A 22,277-nucleotide genomic window follows, 5' to 3' on the forward strand; every position below is an offset into this window, starting at 1 on the left:
AACACAGCACTCTGCAAATTCGTAAGAAGACGTATAGGGTGTGACGCCTGCCCGGTGCTGGAAGGTTAATTGATGGGGTTATCCTTAGGGAGAAGCTCTTGATCGAAGCCCCAGTAAACGGCGGCCGTAACTATAACGGTCCTAAGGTAGCGAAATTCCTTGTCGGGTAAGTTCCGACCTGCACGAATGGCGTAACGATGGCCACACTGTCTCCACCCGAGACTCAGTGAAATTGAAATCGCTGTGAAGATGCAGTGTACCCGCGGCTAGACGGAAAGACCCCGTGAACCTTTACTATAGTTTTGCACTGGACTTTGATGATAACTGTGTAGGATAGGTGGGAGGCTTTGAAGTATGAACGCTAGTTCATATGGAGCCGACCTTGAAATACCACCCTGTTATTATTGAGGTTCTAACTTGGTCCCCTAATCGGGGATGAGGACAGTGTATGATGGGTAGTTTGACTGGGGCGGTCTCCTCCCAAAGAGTAACGGAGGAGCACAAAGGTACCCTCGGTACGGTCGGACATCGTACCAAGAGTGTAAAGGCATAAGGGTGCTTGACTGCGAGAGCGACGGCTCGAGCAGGAACGAAAGTTGGTCTTAGTGATCCGGTGGTTCTGTATGGAAGGGCCATCGCTCAACGGATAAAAGGTACTCCGGGGATAACAGGCTGATACCGCCCAAGAGTTCATATCGACGGCGGTGTTTGGCACCTCGATGTCGGCTCATCACATCCTGGGGCTGAAGCAGGTCCCAAGGGTATGGCTGTTCGCCATTTAAAGTGGTACGCGAGCTGGGTTTAGAACGTCGTGAGACAGTTCGGTCCCTATCTGCCGTGGGCGTAGGAAAATTGAGAGGAGCTGCTCCTAGTACGAGAGGACCGGAGTGGACGAACCTCTGGTGTACCGGTTGTGACGCCAGTCGCATCGCCGGGTAGCTAAGTTCGGACGGGATAACCGCTGAAAGCATCTAAGCGGGAAGCCTCCCTCAAGATGAGTTTTCCCATGAAGCCCGTTGAAGACTACGACGTTGATAGGCAAGGTGTGGAAGCGCAGTAATGTGTGAAGCTAACTTGTACTAATTGGCTGATTGTCTTGACCATATAATCTGAGTTGCTTTGGGAACAAAGCACTACAGAATAGCGAGTGTTACGAAGCGCAAAAAAAAGCGCACTCTTTATTTACCTAATGCGAAATTGCGGTATAATGGCTGCAATGAGCATAAAACGAGTTTTCCTGGCGACAATAGCGGTCTGGAACCACCTGAATCCATCTCGAACTCAGAAGTGAAACAGACATGCGCCAATGATAGTGTGAGGTCTCCTCATGTGAAAGTAGGTCATCGCCAGGGTTTTATTAAGAACAGAGAAGCGGCTTTTAGCCGCTTTTTTTGTTTCTGAACCATCAAAAAATCAACACCAACACAATTTAATTCCTTTTGACACCACACGGCGCGACAATGACGCGTAGGTTAGCCATGGCCCAACATCGATATCCCATACGGCACATAGCCCCATATGGTTGCACACACAACGCAATTAAAATAAAATCTGGGTCATAAGGAAAACCTGGTTACAAACAACCAGGCCACCTTTTGCCAATAATCCAAAACCTCCGTCATGGCAAACGCAGTGAAGCAAGCCAGAGTACGGTACCTCAAGCTATCTGCAATATCAGGGCGCAAGTTATATTGATTTAACACCAAGCCCAGACAGAAAAAAAACCTGGCTGCAAGCAACCAGGCTAGATTGGCTCAAAAGCACTAATTAATAATAATCAATAGTAGTAGTCGTCACATCAATAGGCCCTTGACGATAGGGAAATACCATAACAGGTTCTACAACAGGAGTAACAGCGACTTGCCTATAGGCAACAACTTGGGTACAACAACAACCAGACATAAATATCACAGCCCCCAGCAGAACAATCCATTTCATTATTAGCCCCTATTTCTATTATTAATCAAAGTGTAGATTAATTAATCATTTGTCGCCAATTAGGATTGTGATTTTTTTATCAAAACAACACGGGTTTCCTGCTTCCGGATCATTTTGAATCCGTATATACTCATCATCTTGATATCGACAGCAATTCAACAGGACGTTAGGATGTTAGATAGAGCCAGTGTAGTTGATGAACAATTTATTAAACGGGTACGGCAAGCAGATTTCCCCATACCCAACAGCTCAATTAGCTTAGAAACGGCCGAGTTAGATAAAAAGAGCGCCATCGAGTTGTTTGACTCTCAAATTAAATCACGCTTACTCGATTTAATTGCCAGACAGCTTAAAGAAAAGGGTTTATCTTTTTATACCATTGGTAGCAGTGGACATGAAGGAAATGCGGTTTTTGGCCAGGTTTTCCGACCAGAGGATATGGCTTTTTTACATTACCGTAGCGGTGCCTTCTATCTACAACGATCGAAACAAGTAAAAGGCATCGATGGAGTTAAAGACGTTTTACTATCCCTAGTTGCAGCTTCTAACGATCCAATTTCCGGTGGACGACATAAAGTATTTGGCTCAGTACCCCTAAATGTTCCTCCCCAAACGTCAACAATAGCATCACATTTACCCAAAGCTTTAGGCGCTGCCTTATCAATTAAACGTGCGAAAGAGTTAGGAATAGAAAGCCATTTAGATCCCGATTCAGTTATTCTTTGCTCCTTCGGTGATGCCTCCGCAAACCATGCAACAGCGCAAACTACCTTGAACGCCTGCTCCTGGATTGCCCAACAAAATTATCCACTACCGATCGTGTTTATTTGTGAAGATAATGGCATAGGTATCTCCGTACCAACCCCCGCGAATTGGATTGAACAATCAATTAATTCGCGCCCAGGATTAAATTACATCGCCTGCGACGGCCTAAACCTTGCTGATATTTATGCGAAAGCACAAGAAGCAGAATACTTGGCGCGCTATAAAAAACAACCCGTATTCTTACACATGCGCTGTGTACGCTTATTAGGTCATGCCGGATCAGATATTGAGTCACAATATTTATCCCAAGAGCAAATAGAATTTACAGAATCTCATGATCCCTTATTACATACTGCAGGAATGCTCTTTCGTGAAGGCTGGATGAGTTTAGATGGAATCATCAGTCTTTATGAAAGCAATAAGCATTTAATTGAAGCAAAAGCAGCTGAAGCAATTAGCCAACCAAAAATGGATAGTGCCGAAGCAATCATGGCTTCCATTGTTCCTAAAATCACAGTAAAGCCAAAGCATGCGATGCCAAATGAAGTTACTCGTGCGGCAGTATTTGCTAATGCTTATCCGCAATTGAAGCAAAAGCGTAACCTCTGCCAGCATATTAATTTTGCACTCACTGATTTGATGATGCAGTATCCGAATATGGTGGTTTTTGGTGAAGATGTTGGTAAGAAGGGTGGGGTATATCGCGTCACCGCTGATTTGCAATTTCGTTTCGGTAAACGCCGCGTCTTTGACACCATCCTCGATGAAACTACAATTTTAGGTACAGCAATTGGTATGGCTCATAATGGCTTTATCCCAGTTCCTGAAATCCAATTTTTAGCTTACCTGCATAACGCAGAAGATCAGTTGCGTGGAGAAGCATCGACACTGTCCTTTTTCTCTAGTGGCCAATACCAAAACCCTATGGTGATCCGTATTGCCTCACTAGCTTACCAAAAAGGATTTGGCGGCCATTTCCATAATGACAACTCAATTGCTGTATTACGTGATCTACCTGGCGTGATTGTTGCATGTCCTTCCAACGGCCCAGATGCCGCTAAAATGCTCCGTACCTGCATGCGCCTAGCTCAGGAAGAAGGCCGAGTAGTAGTATTTTTAGAGCCAATCGCACTGTATATGACCAAGGATTTACATCAAACGGGTGATAATGGTTGGTTGTTTGACTATCCTCAACCCCATGAAATGATTGCACCTGGAGAAGTTGGCAGCCAGGGTGACGGTTCTACGGTGATTTTAACTTACGCCAACGGCTACTATTTATCATGTCAAGCAGCAAAAGTCTTAAAAGATGAACATAACATAGACGTAAAAATTGTGGATATACGCTGGCTTAGTCCTTTACCTGCTGAGGCTATTGTAAAAGAAGTCGCTCAAGCAAAACAGGTACTCATTGTCGATGAAGGCCGCCAAAGTGGTTCTATCAGTGAAGGCTTGATTACCTTACTAGTAGAAAAAGCATCATCGAGTTTGCAAATCAAACGAATTACCGGTAAAGATTGTTTTATTCCATTGGGAACTGCTTGGCAATATTTATTACCAAGTAAAGAAAGTATTATTGAAGCGGTAATCGCCTTACAGTCAGAGAAAAGGGAGATAGAAATTGGACGACTTGTTGTTTCTTGATGAACAATTGCGAGATGACGAACGAATGATACGCGACAGCGTAGCTCGTTTTGTTACTAACGATGTAGTGCCTTTAATGGCTGAATCCTATGAACAGGGATATTTTCCACGTGAACTGATTCACAAGTCTGCAGAATTAGGTTTATTAGGACTGACTTTGCCGGCAGAATATGGCGGGGCAGAAGCATCCTATGTTTCTTATGGTTTGGTATGCCAGGAATTAGAAAAAGGTGATAGTGGTTTACGTAGTTTTGTTTCAGTACAAAGCTCCCTATGCATGTATCCAATTTTCCGTTATGGCAGTGAAGAACAAAGAGTACGTTATTTACCAGGAATGGCCACAGGCGAAATTATCGGCTGTTTCGGTTTAACTGAGCCTGATGCCGGTTCTGATCCATCAAGCATGCGCACCAACGCTAAAAAAGAAAATGGTGGTTGGCGTTTAAATGGCGCAAAAATGTGGATTACCAATGCACCAATCGCAGACATTGCTATTGTGTGGGCTAAAACAGATGCGGGTATCCGTGGATTTATCGTGGATACTAAATCTGAAGGGGTACGTTGCCCAGAAATTAAATTAAAGATGTCCTTACGTGCTTCAATTACAGGCGAGTTAGTTTTCGATAATGTATTTGTTCCAGATGAAAACTTACTTCCTGGCACAGAAAAAGGTTTGGGAGCCGCTTTAAGTTGTTTAAGCCAGGCTCGTTATGGCATCGCTTGGGGAGCAATGGGTGCGGCAATGGCATGCTTTGACATTACCCGCGACTACCTTTTAGAGCGTAAGCAATTTAATAAGCCTCTAGCTTCGTTCCAGATCATTCAAAAAGACCTGGCAGATATGTATACTGAAATTATCAAGGCACAATGCCTGAATTTACAGATAGGTCGTTTGAAAGAAGAGCAGCGCGAAACACCAGTAATGATTTCATTAGCAAAAGGGAATTCTTGTCGCGAGGCATTGAAAATTGCCAGAAAATGCAGGAATCTATTAGGAGCTAATGGAATTAGTCTTGAGTATCATGTTATACGGCATATGCTTAATTTAGAATCAGTCTTTACCTATGAGGGTACGGATAACGTCCATACCTTAGTGCTAGGGAAGCATATTACGGGAATTAATGCTTTTGGTTAAACGTAACTATTCAGCATTACGACTCAATGATCCCTTCTCCCTTTTTTGGGAGAGGGGAGGCATAAGTGAATAGTTGTATTTAATTGTTCTAAGCAGCCATTCCTGCATGTTTAATTGCAACTTACAGGGAGTATCACTATGTCAAAAATGATTTTAAAAAAAGCCTTAATCTTAAGTTTATTTTCATTAAGTATGTCATCGGTACAAGCAGATCAGAACAAAGACCTTTTAGTAAACCGATGCCATGATTTGGCAAAAATAGTTAAGTCATTAGTGGTAAGCCAACACAATCCTACCTGTGTTGATAAGCTAGCATTCGCTGCCAACCAAATGAATGGCGCAGCAACGTTGATTGCGGATGATTCTGCAGAACAGGCAAAACAAATAATCGTAAATGCAATAAAAGATTTACAGTTTGCCGAGCTAACTGGATGCAGCCATTACATTCAAATTTCGCATTCAAAACTAGAAGCCAACAAGTTAAGACATCTGCTTTAACAGAGCAACAATCCTGCTTGAGGTGTTTAAAGTTGAATTTAAACCTTGTCTCAACACCTCAACTACTTGTTATTTTCCCCAGACTTAGTTATCATTTGGGCCAATCGGGGCGTAGCGCAGCCTGGTAGCGTACTAGCATGGGGTGCTAGTGGTCGAAGGTTCAAATCCTTCCGTCCCGACCATCAATCCCCATTTAGAATCAGCAAGTTGCATCTTCTTAGTTAAACCCCTTAAAAATAAAAAATTCTGCTAGGTGTACTTCTGGGTGTACTTTGGTATTTTTATATTGTTACTTTGTATTTATTAATATTGGTGTAGAGCCAACTAATTTAGATGTGTCGGTTAGTGTAATCCCACCATAAATAGCTTCTTTTTTATTTGTTAAATAAGCCCACAATCTATCACCGTATGAAAAATGCCACCATTCTCTAGGATAATTAACAAATTCCTGTGTGCACATAATGTCTAAAAGGATTTGTCTGTTTCTGGTTGCCTCTTCTGAGATTTTTAATGAGTAGGTGTCACAGATATCTGGATCTACTATATTCCAATCTTTGATTGCCATACCAAAGTCAATTAAGTTTCCGCTCTTATCAATCACCTCAATATCGATCGCGCCACCAGTACTATGGGGAGGAATGTTTGTAGTGCCGTTTAAAAAACGAACAGGAGCGACTAACAAGCTCGTTTGCTTAAAAAGCTCTTCTTCAGATAGATCTGTCTTTTTCAATTTTAAGCTGTTATAGAGCGAATCAAATAATATCTTTTGAACATTTAAACTTCTTAATCCTTCATAAACTCTAAATTTCCAATCATTAGGTAGCTCTTTTTGTGCTAGGCATAATTTTTCATAAACTGTTTTTCTTATTTTTGTATAATCGTGTTGGGTTAATGGAGTATCGGGAGGAGGACCGTAAGTAAGTTCATCTTGTTCTTTGAGATCGATCAGAGGTTCATTATTCTCACAAATGGAGATACTGTTTATTTCTTTTTCATTAATAATTAATTTATTTTGCACTTTACTTCATTCTTCCTAGCTTATGGATTGGCATTATAGAAATATTTAATTTATGTCTCAATATAATCAGATACTTTAAATACTCTTTGTTAAGAGGACAAAATGGTCAAACATCAATGATGAAACGCGCAAAAGATATTTGTTAAATACCTATAGAGTATTGCTTACCAGGGCCAGGCCGGGAATGGTGATTTTTTGTTCCAAAGGGCGATCAGAATGATGAAATAAGATTGCCGGAATTTTGAGGGTTTAAATTAATTAATTGATTAAAGTATTCCTGGATAGTTTCTTGCACATTATTTTTAAAATCATTCAAATTCATATTGAGTTTTGTTGGTTCAACAAGCAAATTAAATTCATTTCCAGTAAGATCGCAGATTAAATAGTGTATGCTTTTACTTTTGGCATCCCCATAAAAAGAAGTTCTTGTATCCATATTTTTCTCCAAGAGTTAAATATAGTTTAGAGCAAAAATTGAGCATTTTGCTGAGAGGTTTATGAATTAAGTTCCTAAGAAGGGCTTAATGATAAAAAACAAGGGTAAATTCGAAATGTATCTTGAATCCGATAAAATAATTTTCTCACCCTCCGACCTGACCCAATTTATGGATAGCCCTTTCGCATCATGGATGGAGCACTTAGCAATCACACATCAAGACTTATTGCCTGCGCCTGATAAAAATGATGAATTACTCGGTGTGTTACATGATATGGGTAATCAGCATGAGTCAGAAATTTTGGAGGGATTTGAAGCGAGCGGATTAACTGTAGCCAATTTAGATAAACGAACAGATTCATATCAGGCTACTTTGGAGGCAATGAAAAAAGGCGTCGATATCATTTATCAGGCTCATTTGGAATTGCTGCCGTTCAGAGGATATGCAGATTTTTTGGTTAAAGTTGAAGGTAAAAGCGTTTTTGGGAATTATTGTTATGAAGTTTGGGATACCAAGTTAGCCAAATCTGTTAAACCGTATTTTCTCGTGCAATTATGTTGTTATGCCGAAATGCTTGAAGCAATGCAACATAGTAGCGCTGAGCATATTACTGTAGTCTTGGGCAACAAAGAACAAAAGCGGTTCAGGATTAATGATTATTTTTATTTCTACAAGAATCTTAAACATAAGTTTTTGTCTGAGCACCAACATTTTGAGCCAAATAAATGCCCAGATCCAGCTTCATCAAGAAGTTGGGGAAGATGGGGGGCCTATGCAGAGAGTCTTCTATTAGAAGTGGATCACTTGATTCAGGTCGCGACCATTACCTCAGGGCAAATTAAGAAATTAAATAAAGCGGGCATCAAGACAATGACTGCTTTGGCCGAAGCAACCGTCAACAATGTAAAAGGCATAAAACCAGAACTATTTGAGCGCTTAAAAGCCCAAGCCAAAATCCAAAAAGAGAGTATTGGAAAGGAAATACCGGCCTACCAGTTAATTCGTAATGATGATGGAACCAAGCAAGGTTTATCTTTATTACCCCCACTCTCCCCAAATGATATCTTTTTTGATATCGAAGGCTTTCCGCTTGAAGACGGGGGGTTGGAGTATCTTTGGGGTGTGACCTATTTTGACGATAACAATCAGCGTCAATACATGGATTTTTGGGCACATAACCGAGATCAGGAAAAAGAGAGTTTTAGAGCATTTATCGAATGGGCTTATCAACGATGGCAGCAGGATTCTTCCATGCACATTTATCATTATGCTAGCTACGAAATTACAGCCTGTAGAAAACTAATGGGCAGATACGGGGTATGTGAGTATGAAGTGGATCAATTGCTACGCAATGAAGTATTTGTTGATTTATATAAAATAGTAAAAGGTGCGTTGCTAATTGGTGAACCACGTTATTCGATTAAAAATGTTGAGCATTTATATCGTGCTAAAAGGGATACAGAGGTAGGTTCTGGAGGGGATTCAGTTGTTGTTTACGAACGATGGCGAGAAAATCCTGATGGCGATACCTGGCAAACATCCAAAATATTAAATGATATCCGTTCTTATAATATTGATGATTGTAATTCTACCCAGGAATTAGTGGTCTGGTTAAGAGACAAGCAGCAATCCAACGGTATTCATTTTCTGGGTAAAACAGAGTTAGTCGAGTCTGAAATTGAAGAAGAAACTAATGAGGGCATTAAACTTCGAGATAACTTATTGGCACAAGCCTCACAATTAAAAGAGGCAGGACATGAACAACTAGCAAAAATTAATACGGTGATGGCATGGTCAATTGAATTTCATAGACGTGAATCAAAACCTGTATTTTGGCGTTTGTTTGACAGATTAGGGCTAAGCCATGAAGAATTACTTGATGATATTGATTGCCTGGCTTTTTGTTATAGAACTGAAAAACTGCCTTATAAGCCAACGCCTAAAGCCCATAATTTGGTTTATGAATATTCGTTTGATCCAGATCAGGAATTTAAGGGCAACTCAAAAGACTATTATTTGTTGGGTAAAGAAGCACCGAATGGTAAAAATATAAAAGCGACTTTTAATGCTGAAGGGAGTGATTTGGAGCATGGGATCATTGCGTTGCAAATAAAAGATGAACCTGATAGTCCTCTTACCTTGATTCCAAATGAATATGTTAATCCTAAACCAATACCACAAGCAATTACAAAACAGGCAAAGGCTCTTATAACAGGAAAACTTGAGCAAACAGCTATAATTGATTTTCTAGGTAAATCAGCCCCGAGAATCAAAGGCTACCTTTCAGGCCAAGCAATCGCTCCCAGCCATGCTCCGAAACAACGCTTAAATGAAATCATTCAGGCGGTTATTAATCTGGATAACAGCTATCTGACGATACAAGGACCACCCGGGGCAGGTAAAACATATACAGGGAAACATTTAATTGCAGAGTTAGTCAAACGAGGTAAAAAAGTAGGTATCTCTTCTAACAGCCATAAAGCCATAAATAATTTATTGATTAGCACAGCCAAATACTGCCATGAAGAAGGAATTCCAGGATATTTTGCTTGTACACGCAATACTGAAGAAGCCATTGATGATTTGAAAATTAATGTACTGGATAATAATAACATTGCGGGCTTTATTCAGGCTGGCTGTGTTGTCGGAACTACTGCTTGGGGCTTTGCCAGAGATGATCTTGAAAATGCCTTTGACTATCTCTTTATTGATGAAGCAGGGCAAGTTAGCGTTGCAAATTTGATAGCCATGAGCCGGTCAACCTCCAATATCATCTTAATGGGTGATCAGATGCAATTGGGGCAACCTTCACAAGGAAGTCATCCAGAAGACAGTGGCTTATCAATTCTGGATTATCTGTTGCATTCGACCCCAACTATACCTGATGACATGGGAGTCTTTTTAGGAACAACCTATCGTATGCACTCGGCTGTTAATCGGTTTATCAGTGAGGCTATTTATGAAGGGAAACTGGAAACCGATCCTGAAAACGATAAGCAATTGATCACTATCCCTGTCGGGTACAATGGTTTGTTGAGTAAGGAAGCAGGAATAATTGCTGTACCTGTGATGCACGAAGGCAATACGCAAGCCAGTGATGAAGAAGTGGAACAAATTGTTGCGTTGGCTCATGAGTTATTGGGAAGGACTTTTAGAGATAAGGACGATAAACAAAGATTAATAGATTGGAACGATATACTTTTCGTTGCTCCTTACAATTATCAAGTCAATAAACTTAGAGCAGCCCTTGGAGATAAGGCCAGAGTGGGAAGTGTGGACAAGTTCCAGGGGCAAGAGGCGCCCGTTGTCATTCTAAGCATGTGTGCAAGTAGTGCCAACGAATCGCCTCGCGGTTTAAGTTTTTTATTTGACAAGAATCGCATTAATGTCGCTGTATCAAGGGCGCAATGTATGGCGGTTATTGTTTATGCTCCGGCTTTGTTGGAGTATGTACCGGGAAATATCGAACAAATCTCTATGATGAACATGTTTTGTCAGTTGGTGAATGATTACTGAGTAGTAAAAGCCTCTTTACAGAGGCTATCGGTATTAGCTATGGGGTGGGATTATATAGGACGTGTACGAGGAATCACTCAGTATGATGCAGGAGGCGAATTTTATGCGATTAAAACGGTGTTTTCACAGGCCACGAATAAAGCACGTTACTTAGGATTTTGGGCTATCGCGAAAACCAATGTCCTCCTTCATCATGTGGTCCTTTACAAAGGAACGCCTAAAGGGCGTTATCAAATGACCAAAACGAAAAAACCTGCCCAAGGCAAGGACTCTAGGAAATACAGTGCCTCATGGAGAGAACCTTGGTTCCTTGTGACGTCTTTAGAGGAAGTTAAAGAACACCCTAATCTCGCTCGCATTAAATACACACGAAGAATGACCATTGAAGAAAGCTTTAGAGATACTAAGTCGACTCGATTTGGCTTTAGCTTCGATAACAACATCACCTTCAAACCAGAACGATATACAGTTTGGTTACTACTCGCGGCCATTGCTAGCCTCATTGCCTGGATTACGGGGGCTTCAGCGGAGAAATTAAAATTACATTATGATTTTCAAGCAAACTCTTATAAACATCGGAGGGTCTTGTCTTTCTTTTATCTAGGATGCCAGCTGATTAGGAAAAAAATAAACGTTGAGACTCATTGGGAGATAATTTTAGAGGAGCATAATACATGCTCCTCTTAATTAAAACGAGTCGATACCTCAGGCCATGGGCCCGACCTACTTATTCTATTGTTGTTATGGTAAAATTAATTGCTAAATGGATAAATAAAGCGCTTTCTGGATATGCCTAAATTATTACGTACTCAGCTTGACGAAATTTTACTAGATTATGAACAAATTGCTCACCAAGATCCTTATCAATTAAGGTTAAAAATTCCAGCAAAGGAAATATGGCGTTTTTTCATTGATGGGTGGAAGCAGGAAAAGGGGCGGAATTTAAGCGAGCATCCAGTTTTTTTGTTATCACCCCTATATGCCTTTTTTCAACGTAACTCTCTTTCATGCACTATTCAACACTGCTTAAAACAAGGGCATCTATTATCAAGTGCTTTGGGCAAGTTATTGGATAGTAGAAAGTGGATTTTAAGTGAGAAAGAAAAAGAACAATTTAAATTAAGAGATCTTGTAAATTTAGACAAAGCTTGGATTCCTTTTGAGCGCAATGAACCTGGTTATTTAAAAGGGAGCGGCCAAGGATTTGCAAGTATATTTGCACTATCTACTCCGTTGACTCTCTCCTTTATTAAAAACCTACATGCCTTGGCTGTTGGTAATGTTTTAAATACCAATTATGAGCATAATGAGGGAATAAATGAGTTTAGAACCACTTCATTCGTTTCATATCGTTTAGTTAATTCAAATACTAGCCGTGCAGGTTTATATGAGTTTATAAATGCCATTGCAAGTGATACGACGGAATTAAATGAATTATCTATTTTATGTAATGGAGAAAAATGTAGCTTTAAATTAAACGTAAAATCCTTAGCTCTTATTGAACAATTCTCTCATGAACTAATTGCTCCACCTGATGATGTACTCCAAAATGTTTTTATTTTTGTAGATTCTTTGGATGGGGAGGCAGATAATTTTCATGAGGTTTTACCGCTGATAAAAAAATTAATTAGCGCAAAAAATAGAAAGCAATTAGTTCAGTACTTAAAGGATGAAATACTAAGCGGTAAAGCAACATTTTCCCAAGCCAGTACCCAACATAAAGATCCTAATGAGGTTTTGAATGAACGGATGCAAAGTTTAATTGATGTATATCAAATTCAAATTAGTGTAACGGAAGATCCAATTATGAAATTAATGGCCATCATTAATTTCATTCAATCTTGTGAACAGCTGCATCCATTTAGGGATGGAAATTGTAGAACTTTCTGTATGTTATTGTTAAATCATCTGTTAATGAAGAATGGATTTCCCCCTGCAATATTAGATGATCCCAATAAATTCGATTTATGTGGAAGAAATGAGCTTCTACATTTGGTCTTAGATGGAATGCAAAATACATTAACTTTGATAAACACTGGTTCTTTATATAAGGTAAGTACAGATAAGGTATTGCGTTATTTAGAAACGGAGGACTATTTAGCCCCAATCAGTTCCTACTTTAATGAAGTGGTGGCTGCGGAAGAGCTATCAAGGCAAACTATGCCTCAATATTTAGAGAGAGCTCAATTAACCGTCCTCCAGCCCTGATTCGATGAGATGTATAATTTTGACTTCGTAATCAATGGCTGTAGACATAAGAGGATGGAGTCGAACACATAAATTGGATAATAAATAGTCAATATGTTGGTATTGTAGTCCTTGGTGTTTGGTTGAATATTGCTTGAAAGAGATCCTAATGGTTGATATTACAGGTATTATATTATTGAAGATAAGGGAGTTTTAATAACCCCGGAATTTTTTAATCTTAGGGTAAGTGTCCTACCTAACCTGCAATTATAAGTACCTTATTGAACGAGTTTCATTTTCAATGATTAACGGTTTGATTTTGCAAATATATTGTACTCTATGGTATATTTCAGCTATTTTTCGCTGATTAGACTCATTTAAGCCTAAAATAACGAAAGATTTTCTTCAAAATTACGCCTTTTAAACATAATCATAATGCAATTTGGCCTGTGGGCTGTGCATGACTTTGGATATACTCAATGGAAATCAAAGTAAATTTTCTCGATAATTTAAGACTCGAAGCCAAGTTCGATGATTTTACCGTCATCGCCGATCAACCTATTCGCTATAAAGGTGATGGCTCCGCTCCGAGTCCATTTGATTATTTTTTAGCGTCATCAGCCCTTTGTGCTGCTTACTTTATTAAGGTGTATTGTAAGGCTCGTGATATTTCCACTGAGAACATTCGTTTATCGCAAAACAATATTGTTGATCCTGAGGATCGCTATAATCAAATCTTCCAAATTCAAGTTGAGTTGCCTGATGGTATTTCAGAAAAAGACCGGGAAGGAATTTTACGCTCTATCGACCGCTGTACGGTAAAAAAAGTAGTACAAACTGGCCCAGAATTTAAAATCGAAACCGTTGATGATCTGAGCGCTGATGCGAATGCGATGTTGATGGACCGGCCAGAAGGTGATGCGAACACGTTTATTTTAGGTAAAGACTTGCCGCTTGAACAAACCATTAAAAACATGACCGCCATGTTAGCCGACCTGGGCATGAAGATAGAAGTTTCTTCATGGCGCAACATCGTACCTAATGTATGGTCTTTACATGTTCGTGATGCTGCTTCTCCTATCTGTTTCACTAATGGCAAAGGCGCAACCAAAGAAAGTGCGCTATGTTCTGCATTAGGTGAATTTATTGAGCGCTTAAATAATAACTTTTTCTATAACGATCAATTCTTTGGTGTAGAAATAGCCAACAGCGAATTTGTTCATTATCCTAATGAAAAGTGGTTTGCATTAGAAGAAGACGATGCGCTGCCAGCGGGCATTTTGGATGACTATTGCCTCGATATTTACAACCCAGATAATGAATTAAACGGCTCACACCTGATTGATACTAACTCAGGCAATAAAGCGCGTGGTATTTGTGCCATTCCCTATACCCGTAAGTCTGATGGTGAAACGGTCTATTTCCCATCAAACCTGATTGAAAATTTATTCTTAAGTAATGGGATGAGTGCGGGTAACAATCTGCATGAAGCTCATGTTCAGTGTTTATCAGAAATCTTTGAGCGCGCTGTCAAACGCCAAATCATCGAGCAAGAACTGGTCTTACCTGATGTGCCAATGAGTGTACTCGAAAAATACCCTCGTATTCTGGCGGGCATTAAAGGCCTAGAAGAGCAGGGCTTTCCGCTTCTGGTGAAAGACGCGTCATTGGGCGGACAATTCCCAGTGATGTGTGTCACCCTGATGAACCCTAGAACTGGTGGTGTATTAGCTTCTTTTGGTGCTCATCCAAGCTTTGAAGTGGCATTGGAGCGTAGTCTTACGGAGCTGATGCAAGGCCGCAGTTTTGAAGGTTTAAACGATGTTCCCAAGCCAACATTTAATAGCATGGCCGTTACTGAACCTGAAAATTTTGTTGAGCACTTTATCGATTCTACAGGAGTGATTTCTTGGCGTTTCTTTAGTAGTGTAAGCGACTATGAGTTCTGTGAATGGGACTTCTCTGGTACTAGTGAAGAAGAAGCAAATGAGCTATTTGGTATTTTAGAGTCTATGGGGAAAGAAGTGTATGTGGCTAATCTCTCTGATTTAGGTGCCTCAGCATGTCGTATTTTAGTGCCTGACTATTCAGAAGTTTATCCGGTTGAAGATCTGATTTTGGACAACACAAATAAAGCGCTAATGTATCGTGAAGACATTTTAAATTTGCACTCATTAAGCACCAAAGAGCTAGAAAATTTAGTTACTCGCTTGGAAGAAAGTCAGTTGGATAACTATATCGATATTGGCACCTTGATTGGTATTGTGTTTGATGAAAATACTGCCTGGGGCAAGCTAACTATTATCGAACTTAAAATCCTGATTTATCTCGCACTTGGTGCCCATGAGGATGCTATTGGATTAGTTGAGGAGTATTTACAATATAACGACAATACGGTCAAACGCGGCTTGTTTTATCAAGCGATAAATGCAGTACTTGAAGTCACTTTAGATGAAGACCTTGAGCTTGCGCACTTTATCGAAAGTTTCAATCGCATGTTTGGTGCCGAAGTGATGGAAAATGTGGTTGGTTCAGTCACAGGTACAGTACGCTTTTACGGCCTAACTAAGACAAGCATGGCTCTTGAGGGGATAGAGCCTCATTTACGACTGATTGAAAGTTATAAGAAGTTACACCAATCGCGTAACATTCGAGCGAGAGTCTAATCGCGGGTAGGGGCTTTTAGCCCGTATTTTATGCGTTAGGAATGTCGGGCCATGGGCTCGACGACCTACACGCGTTAAGAATTTAAAGGATTTTATAGATGGTTTTTTTTAAAGTAGAGCAAACGACCAAGTGCCGAACATTATGTCCTTGATATTCCTGCGATAGAGCAGGGTTCTCGTGCAGACAAATACCTTAAGTCACAGTTGATGTACCTCAAGACAGAATTTCTCGATAAAATGCATAGAGCTGCTTATGATAAAGTGCCTTTGGGTAATACTTTTATCGATGATGAGGATTGTTCAACGTCAACTTTGGGTATGTAAGGAATAATTCAGCGACCTACTTAAAAATTTTAAGAAAATCCATTAGATTGAGCGAATGTGATATTATGATCGTAGTTAGGGCCCCTGGGCTGATATTTTCTCAAGTTTAAAAATTGCATAAAATGACAAAATTAAAACAAAACAATCTCCTCTCATTACCTAACAATGTCCTTTTAGACATTCTCAATTACTTCGGGCAAGAACCTCTTGGTAATCAGCATGGGAAAACATCAGAAGCAATGCGCTCTCAACTTGCTGTATATAGTGCAAATAAAGCATTACATCAGTTATCTCATAGCATTTATGGCGTTAGATCGCGGCAATACTCCCTATCAAAAAACAATTTAATGCTGTTTAAATCGTTTCACGATGACATTGACCAAGAAGAGCTTAAATCACAACAACGTAAAATAATCTTTGATAACAAATTATCAAAACATAGTGCAGCACTGAACTCTTTATATACCAAACTAGCCTGTTCTAATGTAATCGCATTAGCCGCTTTTTTTGGGGCGGCACAATATGATAGAGAGCTGGCTTGGTTGATACTTACACTGTGTTTATTGGTATCTGTTTTGAGTTGTATTACAATTTGTTTAGCTCCTCCTTCTTTAAAAATCGCCAAAAAAACGTTTCATTTTTTAGAGGACAGAGAATTGTGCGCTAGAAAAGAAAGAGAGTTTAATTTGCGGCATGAGGTATTTCGAAAGGAAGAAGAACTTGAAACCCAGTGTCAGCATTTAATTCATAATTAGAAGTGAATGTAGCAACAGTCTTGAATTAAACCTAGCTTAATCTCTGCTAATGTCGCGGGCCCCTTTAATACCGTAATTGATTTAAAAATTTTTTAGAACCATTAGTCGAGTTCAGTATGATAAACTCACCCCAGCATTCAATAAATGATTGCATGTCACTGGGTAAGAAATGTCAAGCCCAGGGCCCGGCCTACGTTATCTTTAATTATTAATAATAGATTTCGGTCAAATTTTATTTAAATTGTCTATACTTAAACGCAATAAACCCTGCTTCCCTAGAAAGTTTGCTTTTTGTTGGTATGTGTTTTAGAGGTTTGGATGAACGAGTATTCCTATTATAATAGTTCCCTTAAAATAAATTATGCCGAGGGGCCTAATCATGGGGTTCCCATCTTATTACTTCATGGTGCTACACATCGTTGGCAATCCTTCACACCCATAACAGCTGATTTATGTGTGTATTTTCATGTGTATGCCATGGATTTTCGAGGCCATGGTAAATCGCAAAAGCGAGCTGCCGGTTATGCATTAGAGGATCATTTGGAAGACACCCAATCATTTATTCAAGGAGTAACAAAAGAGCCTACAGTGTTAATCGGTCATTCATTAGGAGCAATGGTGGGAAGTATGCTTGCTGCCGCTCAACCTCATCTTGTGAAAGCGCTTATTCTTATCGATCCCCCTTTGAATTTAAGTTATCTTCGCCAGTTAACAATGGGATTTAAAGATCAAATTAATATGCTCATTCAAGGACTTCGATTGGTTAATTTTGGATTGCCGATCGAGCACTTTATTCCCGAACATGTGAGGCACTGCGATCCGGATATGCTTTCAGCAATGACTCATGAATTTGATGAAACCTTTAAGCATTACAATATAAATGAATTAGTTAAACAAATAATGTGCCCCACGCTGTTACTTTATGGCAGCTCTGCTCTTGGAAGTTTAATTTCTGCCAATGAGGTTGGAGAATTACTTACAATTAAACCTGATATAGTACCTATACACATTGAAAATGCCGGGCATTCACCCATTCGCCAGGATAAAGAAACAACCTTAAACGCTATAATGCAGTTCATGGAAGATAAAAATATAACTCCATTAAAAGTAAAAGGAAAAACTTAAAGTTTAGATTTAAACCTTGTTTGAAAAATTTAGAAATAAACTGATACCAATTTTGGCACCAGTTTGAAATTTAAGAAAATACCTTATCTCAACATGTGATTATTCTATACAACAAGCAATTGGCTTCAAATCAGAGTAGGGAGCTTTGGGTAGAAACTCATTTGTATAGCATTGCGATAAAGCAAAATTTTTATCAATGATATTCAAATGCTGAGTATAACGTCCTACCTTATCCCAGTCTCTTTCTACGTTGTGTAATGTACGTGAGAAAAAGGGAAGGGTATGAGTAAAAATCTTTTGATGCATTGGGGTACGTAATTGTGGTTTTGCTTGACACAATAACTCATAGGCTTCATCGGGCTGTTCCGTGGTAAATGCTGCTCCTCGTTGAGTTGCTCTTAGAAATCCTTGTACTAATTCAGGTTGTTGCAGTGTCTGTTCTGGAATAATAAATTGAATCGAGCAAAAGCAACAGCATCCAAGTCCGGCCAACTGATCAAGGCGCAAAAACACGGTTTCCCCTTTTCTTTGCTCTAACTCAATACGTTGAAAATTAATAAATCCAATGCCTGTATCAATAATATCGCGACAAATCGCATCAGTCACATTCATACCGATTCGAATGGTTTGATAACTTGTGGGCTCAATACCAGCCAGTTGTGCCAGATCATCAATAATTTTCTTACCAAATTCACCAATGTAACCAACCCGTTTACCAACAATATCGTGAAATGAATTAATGCCACTTGATTTCAGTGCAATCAATCCTGTTGGCGGCTCATCAAGTAAGGTGCCAATGGATGTCACGGGATATCCTTTTGCCTTTGCGGCAACGGTATGAATCATGGCTTTTACACCAAAATCAACAGTTCCTAAACCAACAAGCTCCGTCACATCGCTAGGATCTGCTGGCTCTAAAATAGCAAGTTTAATGTTTTCCTCTGAATAAAAACCAAGTTGATGTGCCACAAAAATTGGTGTGTGATAAGGATTAGCGTACCAATTTAATAATAAAGTGGTTCTTGTAGATAAATGAGATGACATAGCCATAGCTCCTCTATAAATGTGAATAATTCCGGAGATGGCAAAAGGGATCCCTGCCCCATAAAGTAGCGGAACACGGATTTATTGAGGGCGTCCTTACGCTGATATGACTCAGATCAAGTTCGACGGGTAATTCTCAGTCGGTTTCCCGACACCCCGCGCCATCTAAAAAGCAAAGTCATGCTATATTTAAATTTTTTATTTGTCAAAGCATGTTTGAGGCAGGGAAAACGCACAGAGCATTTAAACTATTTTTATGTAGCAACTGCCCTGAATTTTAATTCAAGACAGTTGCTACACTTCGTCTTTAACTTCAGTGGAAGTCTATATCAGCATGCTCACCGTTTGCCAGCCGTAATAGTTCTTTTTAACAATGTGGTGCAAAACAGTTCCCTCGCCCTTGGGGAGAGGGGGAAAAGGAGAGGAACTATGCATGTTTTTTATTGCGTTTGTGGTTACAATATCTAACTTCTTGCCCATTACGTGAGAGCGTCTAAATGTTAGCTGATCCTAATCTATGTGGAAAATACAGGCATTATAAAAACGAAAAATTATACGAAGTCATTGGCCAAGCTCGTCATAGTGAAACAGAGGAGGAGATGATAGTGTACAAGGCACTTTATCATTGTGATGAATTTGGGGAAAATCAGCTTTGGGTTCGTCCTATGCAAATGTTTTTTGAGAATGTCGTTCATAATGGGAAAACAGTTCCTCGATTTCAACGAATAGAATAAATGACAAATACTTTTTCCAACAAAAAGGGGGGGCGGATGCCATAATGAATCTATTGGATTTTGGTGAGCGCGATGAGAAAAGTCAGGTCATGGGCCCGACCTACACTAGCATTGGTCATAAATAGCAATCCAGATTAGTATGATCGCCATTATAGACTATAATGATAGTAAGATGCATTATCGAGAGAAATGTTATGGCTAAACAACCACCTCAATCTAACGTAGATAACCTCCATGCACCTGTTGATACTGCGGGAAAGGCCGGCCGTTTGTATAATAATACACAACTAGGTAGTCCTATTGATACAGTTGAGGAGTTTGATGCACAACTTCATAACCTTGGACCATTAGATTCTAAGACGGAAGTAGCAGGCTTGGATCATGATGAGCCAGAGCAACGCTCTACGAACAAACCTAGATAGGTGGGCTGAGCATTTCATCTTACTTTTTTCGCTATTCATGAGTTATCCTTAGCCAGCTTCCAATCGGAAGTTGGATTAATTTCCTCTTAATTAAAATTAAGCCCAGACATCAATCAAGCTTGATGCAGTAAAGCCGTGCCAGCCAGATTTAGGAGGTATGGACAAAACCTGGTCTATACTTACTGTATATTAATTGAACATGGCTTATTATGCCGAACTTAAGAGCTCTTAATGATAAATTAAAAAGCGAATTTGCAATAAAACATCCTCCACCTGAGTTTACTTTGGAAGAGATGCAACTTATGGACGAAGTTGCCGCCCAATGGAGAGATCGGTTTAATAAAATAAGCTTTTCGGGACGTGATGCAATTATGCTTGGTTTTTTTAGAAGCCCGGAGTTTAAGCAATTGTGCGAGTCTCCTGGCTTAATAAAAAAGCTCATCGCAGCTGAGAGTAATTTGAATCACTTAGATGATACTGCCTACCCACGAATTCAAAGTGGCAGTATCAATTTGACTTTGGGGTCTATTCTAAAATTCGGTTTACCTATGGCGGCTAGTACTGACTATTTACGTATTGGTACGGAAAATATAGATAAGGGCATACTGAATAATCATCCTGACCCCGCAAATGCTCGGTTAGGGTTGGCAGTCAATAGAGAAAAACGATACCAGGAAAATACACTGCCAGCTTTGCAAGCAATAGCTAACGAGGTAAACATCAGCCATGAGTTTGCTCAAGAGGAGTCTCAGCCTGAGTGGAAGAAAAATCTTGCAGGACGTTGGGGAGCTATCTGCGGTTCTTTATTACCATTAAACGATACAATGAAAGGCCAAGTAATCAATGTTCCCGGCTATGCAAATAGCTCGATGATTGATCAGGCTCATTGGTGGATGAGCAAGACACTGGGTGCCGCCGATGGCAATTCAAAAGTGCCCGTTAATCGCTTTTTCATAGAACAAAAGAATGAATCTGAATGTTATGCAGGCCCGCCAATAAAAGAATGTACTGAAGCATGCTTTATACCGAGTAAATATAAAAATTTAAATGCATTAACCGCTCATTTTTTAAATGAGCATCTTTTATTAGATGAGTGGTTTGGCCATATGGTGACGGATCGTGCTCACCTTGAATCATTAATTTTTGCAGAATATCCTGAATATGTTTTTTCGGATGGTTCCAAATATAAAATGCGAGATATCATCGGCGCTTTATGTGAAAAGGCTCAAGCAAATCCAGAGCAATATAAAGATGCTATAGATCAGTTGAATTTACGATTAGGCCGAGTAGAGGACCATTTAGCCACACTAAATGTCCCTTTGTTAAATGTCCAGGCAGAAGTATTGCAGCAATATCATCTTAAAGCGAAGGCGGAGCCCTCTCTTGCTGGTGCCGCACGAGAAGTGTCTTTAGTCGTACAAGGTCAAGCGAATACCTCTAGCAAAGCACTTGTAATCTCTGAGGAGCAGGCTTCTGGTATCTTAGCAAGCATCACATCTATATTTAACGCTTTTGGCAAAGCAGTACAAGCTGCCTGGGAATCAATGAAAGAGTTTGCTTTTGGTTCAGAGAATGACAGAGGATCCAAATTATGACGCAATTCAATATGGTGAATACTCAAGTTACTGATAATCCAAATACCCAACGACTTATGCTCTTACTTGATGCGGTGAAACCACTTTTGAACGATCTACGAATAATTCTTACTACCTCGAAAAGTTTGCATTCAAAATATCAGCACGAGCTAAATCATTTAAATTTATACTTAAAAATGAGTAATGCTAAAGAACCTGAGCTGAGTGAGAAAGAATTAGATGAATGGGTTAACCATATTGGTTCCATCTTAGAACGCATTGGAAATATTATGGTTGAAATTTCACATGATAAAGAAGAAAGCACACTCTATCTTGAAACTGGCATAATAAGAAAACTTCAAGAAATAGCTCAAAAACTGGTGCAGTTAGTTTCTGAGTAAATTTATGTACTCTGGATAACACTCTATGCCAAGGTAGCAGATTTCGATGGTAAATGATTTGAGCGGGATTTCTGTGCATAATTAGTTCTTTTGG

General features: G+C 39.6%; 18 protein-coding genes, 1 tRNA gene, 2 rRNA genes and 1 riboswitch (1 of these 22 cut by a window edge). Of the genes, 17 read left to right on the forward strand and 4 right to left on the reverse strand.

What is annotated here, in order from left to right; translation table 11 throughout:
- Positions 1 to 1,104, forward strand: a 23S ribosomal RNA gene (locus J2N86_RS04870); it begins 1,796 nt to the left of the window's first position.
- Positions 1,105 to 1,236: 132 nt separating this feature from the next.
- Positions 1,237 to 1,352 (forward strand): 5S ribosomal RNA (rrf, locus tag J2N86_RS04875).
- Between the two features lie 415 nt (positions 1,353 to 1,767).
- Here rrf and J2N86_RS04880 read toward each other — a convergent pair.
- Positions 1,768 to 1,938 (reverse strand): hypothetical protein, encoded by a 171-nt coding sequence (locus J2N86_RS04880; protein ID WP_252581265.1) that lies wholly within the window; start codon positions 1,936 to 1,938, stop codon positions 1,768 to 1,770.
- A 171-nt stretch (positions 1,939 to 2,109) separates the two neighbouring features.
- On the opposite strand from J2N86_RS04880, the gene J2N86_RS04885 reads away from it, so the two are divergent.
- From J2N86_RS04885 to J2N86_RS04900, 4 genes are all read left to right on the forward strand, one after another.
- On the forward strand, positions 2,110 to 4,347 hold the full coding sequence (locus J2N86_RS04885; RefSeq protein WP_252581267.1) for a dehydrogenase E1 component subunit alpha/beta: 2,238 nt from the start codon (positions 2,110 to 2,112) through the stop codon (positions 4,345 to 4,347).
- Positions 4,325 to 5,482 carry an acyl-CoA dehydrogenase family protein gene (locus J2N86_RS04890; protein WP_252581269.1) on the forward strand — a complete coding sequence of 386 codons (1,158 nt, stop codon included), beginning with the start codon at positions 4,325 to 4,327 and terminating at the stop codon, positions 5,480 to 5,482. Before J2N86_RS04885 ends, J2N86_RS04890 begins: the two co-directional genes overlap by 23 nt.
- A gap of 138 nt (positions 5,483 to 5,620) precedes the next feature.
- Positions 5,621 to 5,980: a hypothetical protein gene (locus tag J2N86_RS04895; RefSeq protein WP_252581271.1), complete on the forward strand. Its 360-nt coding sequence runs from the start codon at positions 5,621 to 5,623 to the stop codon at positions 5,978 to 5,980.
- A 105-nt stretch (positions 5,981 to 6,085) separates the two neighbouring features.
- A tRNA-Pro gene (locus J2N86_RS04900) sits at positions 6,086 to 6,162 on the forward strand.
- A gap of 107 nt (positions 6,163 to 6,269) precedes the next feature.
- Here J2N86_RS04900 and J2N86_RS04905 read toward each other — a convergent pair.
- A complete protein-coding gene (locus J2N86_RS04905) occupies positions 6,270 to 6,998 on the reverse strand; it encodes a M15 family metallopeptidase (protein ID WP_252581273.1) in 729 nt (242 codons plus the stop codon).
- Positions 6,999 to 7,137: 139 nt separating this feature from the next.
- On the opposite strand from J2N86_RS04905, the gene J2N86_RS04910 reads away from it, so the two are divergent.
- A complete protein-coding gene (locus J2N86_RS04910) occupies positions 7,138 to 7,218 on the forward strand; it encodes a DNA/RNA helicase domain-containing protein (RefSeq protein WP_252582370.1) in 81 nt (26 codons plus the stop codon).
- On the opposite strand, the gene J2N86_RS04915 is transcribed toward J2N86_RS04910, so the two are convergent.
- A complete protein-coding gene (locus tag J2N86_RS04915) occupies positions 7,210 to 7,434 on the reverse strand; it encodes a hypothetical protein (protein ID WP_252581275.1) in 225 nt (74 codons plus the stop codon). The two genes, J2N86_RS04910 and J2N86_RS04915, sit on opposite strands and share 9 nt — an antisense overlap.
- A 115-nt stretch (positions 7,435 to 7,549) precedes the next feature.
- Between J2N86_RS04915 and J2N86_RS04920 the strand changes: the two genes are divergently transcribed.
- From J2N86_RS04920 to J2N86_RS04945, 6 genes are all read left to right on the forward strand, one after another.
- Entirely contained in the window at positions 7,550 to 10,951 is a 3,402-nt protein-coding gene (locus tag J2N86_RS04920) for a TM0106 family RecB-like putative nuclease (protein ID WP_252582372.1), read from the forward strand.
- 39 nt (positions 10,952 to 10,990) lie between these two features.
- Positions 10,991 to 11,638: an IS4 family transposase gene (locus tag J2N86_RS04925; protein ID WP_252581277.1), complete on the forward strand. Its 648-nt coding sequence runs from the start codon at positions 10,991 to 10,993 to the stop codon at positions 11,636 to 11,638.
- Positions 11,639 to 11,740: 102 nt separating this feature from the next.
- Positions 11,741 to 13,159 carry a Fic family protein gene (locus J2N86_RS04930; protein ID WP_252581279.1) on the forward strand — a complete coding sequence of 473 codons (1,419 nt, stop codon included), beginning with the start codon at positions 11,741 to 11,743 and terminating at the stop codon, positions 13,157 to 13,159.
- Positions 13,160 to 13,617: 458 nt separating this feature from the next.
- Positions 13,618 to 15,804, forward strand: a complete 2,187-nt coding sequence (locus J2N86_RS04935; RefSeq protein WP_252581280.1) for an OsmC domain/YcaO domain-containing protein — start codon at positions 13,618 to 13,620, stop codon at positions 15,802 to 15,804.
- A gap of 446 nt (positions 15,805 to 16,250) precedes the next feature.
- A complete protein-coding gene (locus J2N86_RS04940; protein WP_252581281.1) occupies positions 16,251 to 16,883 on the forward strand; it encodes a hypothetical protein in 633 nt (210 codons plus the stop codon).
- A 318-nt stretch (positions 16,884 to 17,201) separates the two neighbouring features.
- Positions 17,202 to 18,008, forward strand: a complete 807-nt coding sequence (locus tag J2N86_RS04945; protein WP_252581282.1) for an alpha/beta fold hydrolase — start codon at positions 17,202 to 17,204, stop codon at positions 18,006 to 18,008.
- Positions 18,009 to 18,107: 99 nt separating this feature from the next.
- Here J2N86_RS04945 and J2N86_RS04950 read toward each other — a convergent pair whose 3' ends face one another.
- Entirely contained in the window at positions 18,108 to 19,058 is a 951-nt protein-coding gene (locus J2N86_RS04950) for an ABC transporter substrate-binding protein (RefSeq protein ID WP_252581283.1), read from the reverse strand.
- Between the two features lie 70 nt (positions 19,059 to 19,128).
- A riboswitch (TPP riboswitch) is annotated at positions 19,129 to 19,221 on the reverse strand.
- A 328-nt stretch (positions 19,222 to 19,549) separates the two neighbouring features.
- Here J2N86_RS04950 and J2N86_RS04955 point away from each other — a divergent pair.
- From J2N86_RS04955 to J2N86_RS04970, 4 genes are all read left to right on the forward strand, one after another.
- Positions 19,550 to 19,786 (forward strand): DUF1653 domain-containing protein, encoded by a 237-nt coding sequence (locus tag J2N86_RS04955; RefSeq protein ID WP_252581284.1) that lies wholly within the window; start codon positions 19,550 to 19,552, stop codon positions 19,784 to 19,786.
- A 194-nt stretch (positions 19,787 to 19,980) separates the two neighbouring features.
- The gene (locus J2N86_RS04960) at positions 19,981 to 20,208 is read left to right on the forward strand and encodes a hypothetical protein (RefSeq protein ID WP_252581285.1); all 228 of its coding nucleotides are present in this window, start codon (positions 19,981 to 19,983) and stop codon (positions 20,206 to 20,208) included.
- A 209-nt stretch (positions 20,209 to 20,417) separates the two neighbouring features.
- On the forward strand, positions 20,418 to 21,803 hold the full coding sequence (locus J2N86_RS04965) for a hypothetical protein (RefSeq protein WP_252581286.1): 1,386 nt from the start codon (positions 20,418 to 20,420) through the stop codon (positions 21,801 to 21,803).
- Positions 21,800 to 22,183 carry a hypothetical protein gene (locus J2N86_RS04970; protein WP_252581287.1) on the forward strand — a complete coding sequence of 128 codons (384 nt, stop codon included), beginning with the start codon at positions 21,800 to 21,802 and terminating at the stop codon, positions 22,181 to 22,183. The genes J2N86_RS04965 and J2N86_RS04970 overlap by 4 nt, the downstream gene beginning before the upstream one ends.
- The last annotated feature ends 94 nt before the right edge of the window (positions 22,184 to 22,277 follow it).

The sequence above is a fragment of the Legionella lytica genome, from assembly GCF_023921225.1.
Taxonomy (GTDB): Bacteria; Pseudomonadota; Gammaproteobacteria; order Legionellales; family Legionellaceae; genus Legionella; species Legionella lytica.

Excerpts from the sequence above, each read along its gene's own strand:
- J2N86_RS04880 (WP_252581265.1), bottom strand. The coding sequence starts at position 1,938 with ATGAAATGGATTGTTCTGCTGGGGGCTGTGATATTTATGTCTGGTTGT.
- J2N86_RS04885 (WP_252581267.1), top strand. The coding sequence starts at position 2,110 with ATGTTAGATAGAGCCAGTGTAGTTGATGAACAATTTATTAAACGGGTA.
- J2N86_RS04895 (WP_252581271.1), top strand. The coding sequence starts at position 5,621 with ATGTCAAAAATGATTTTAAAAAAAGCCTTAATCTTAAGTTTATTTTCA.
- J2N86_RS04915 (WP_252581275.1), bottom strand. The coding sequence starts at position 7,434 with ATGGATACAAGAACTTCTTTTTATGGGGATGCCAAAAGTAAAAGCATA.
- J2N86_RS04920 (WP_252582372.1), top strand. The coding sequence starts at position 7,550 with ATGTATCTTGAATCCGATAAAATAATTTTCTCACCCTCCGACCTGACC.
- J2N86_RS04925 (WP_252581277.1), top strand. The coding sequence starts at position 10,991 with ATGGGGTGGGATTATATAGGACGTGTACGAGGAATCACTCAGTATGAT.
- J2N86_RS04930 (WP_252581279.1), top strand. The coding sequence starts at position 11,741 with ATGCCTAAATTATTACGTACTCAGCTTGACGAAATTTTACTAGATTAT.
- J2N86_RS04935 (WP_252581280.1), top strand. The coding sequence starts at position 13,618 with ATGGAAATCAAAGTAAATTTTCTCGATAATTTAAGACTCGAAGCCAAG.
- J2N86_RS04940 (WP_252581281.1), top strand. The coding sequence starts at position 16,251 with ATGACAAAATTAAAACAAAACAATCTCCTCTCATTACCTAACAATGTC.
- J2N86_RS04945 (WP_252581282.1), top strand. The coding sequence starts at position 17,202 with ATGAACGAGTATTCCTATTATAATAGTTCCCTTAAAATAAATTATGCC.
- J2N86_RS04950 (WP_252581283.1), bottom strand. The coding sequence starts at position 19,058 with ATGGCTATGTCATCTCATTTATCTACAAGAACCACTTTATTATTAAAT.
- J2N86_RS04955 (WP_252581284.1), top strand. The coding sequence starts at position 19,550 with ATGTTAGCTGATCCTAATCTATGTGGAAAATACAGGCATTATAAAAAC.
- J2N86_RS04960 (WP_252581285.1), top strand. The coding sequence starts at position 19,981 with ATGGCTAAACAACCACCTCAATCTAACGTAGATAACCTCCATGCACCT.
- J2N86_RS04965 (WP_252581286.1), top strand. The coding sequence starts at position 20,418 with ATGCCGAACTTAAGAGCTCTTAATGATAAATTAAAAAGCGAATTTGCA.
- J2N86_RS04970 (WP_252581287.1), top strand. The coding sequence starts at position 21,800 with ATGACGCAATTCAATATGGTGAATACTCAAGTTACTGATAATCCAAAT.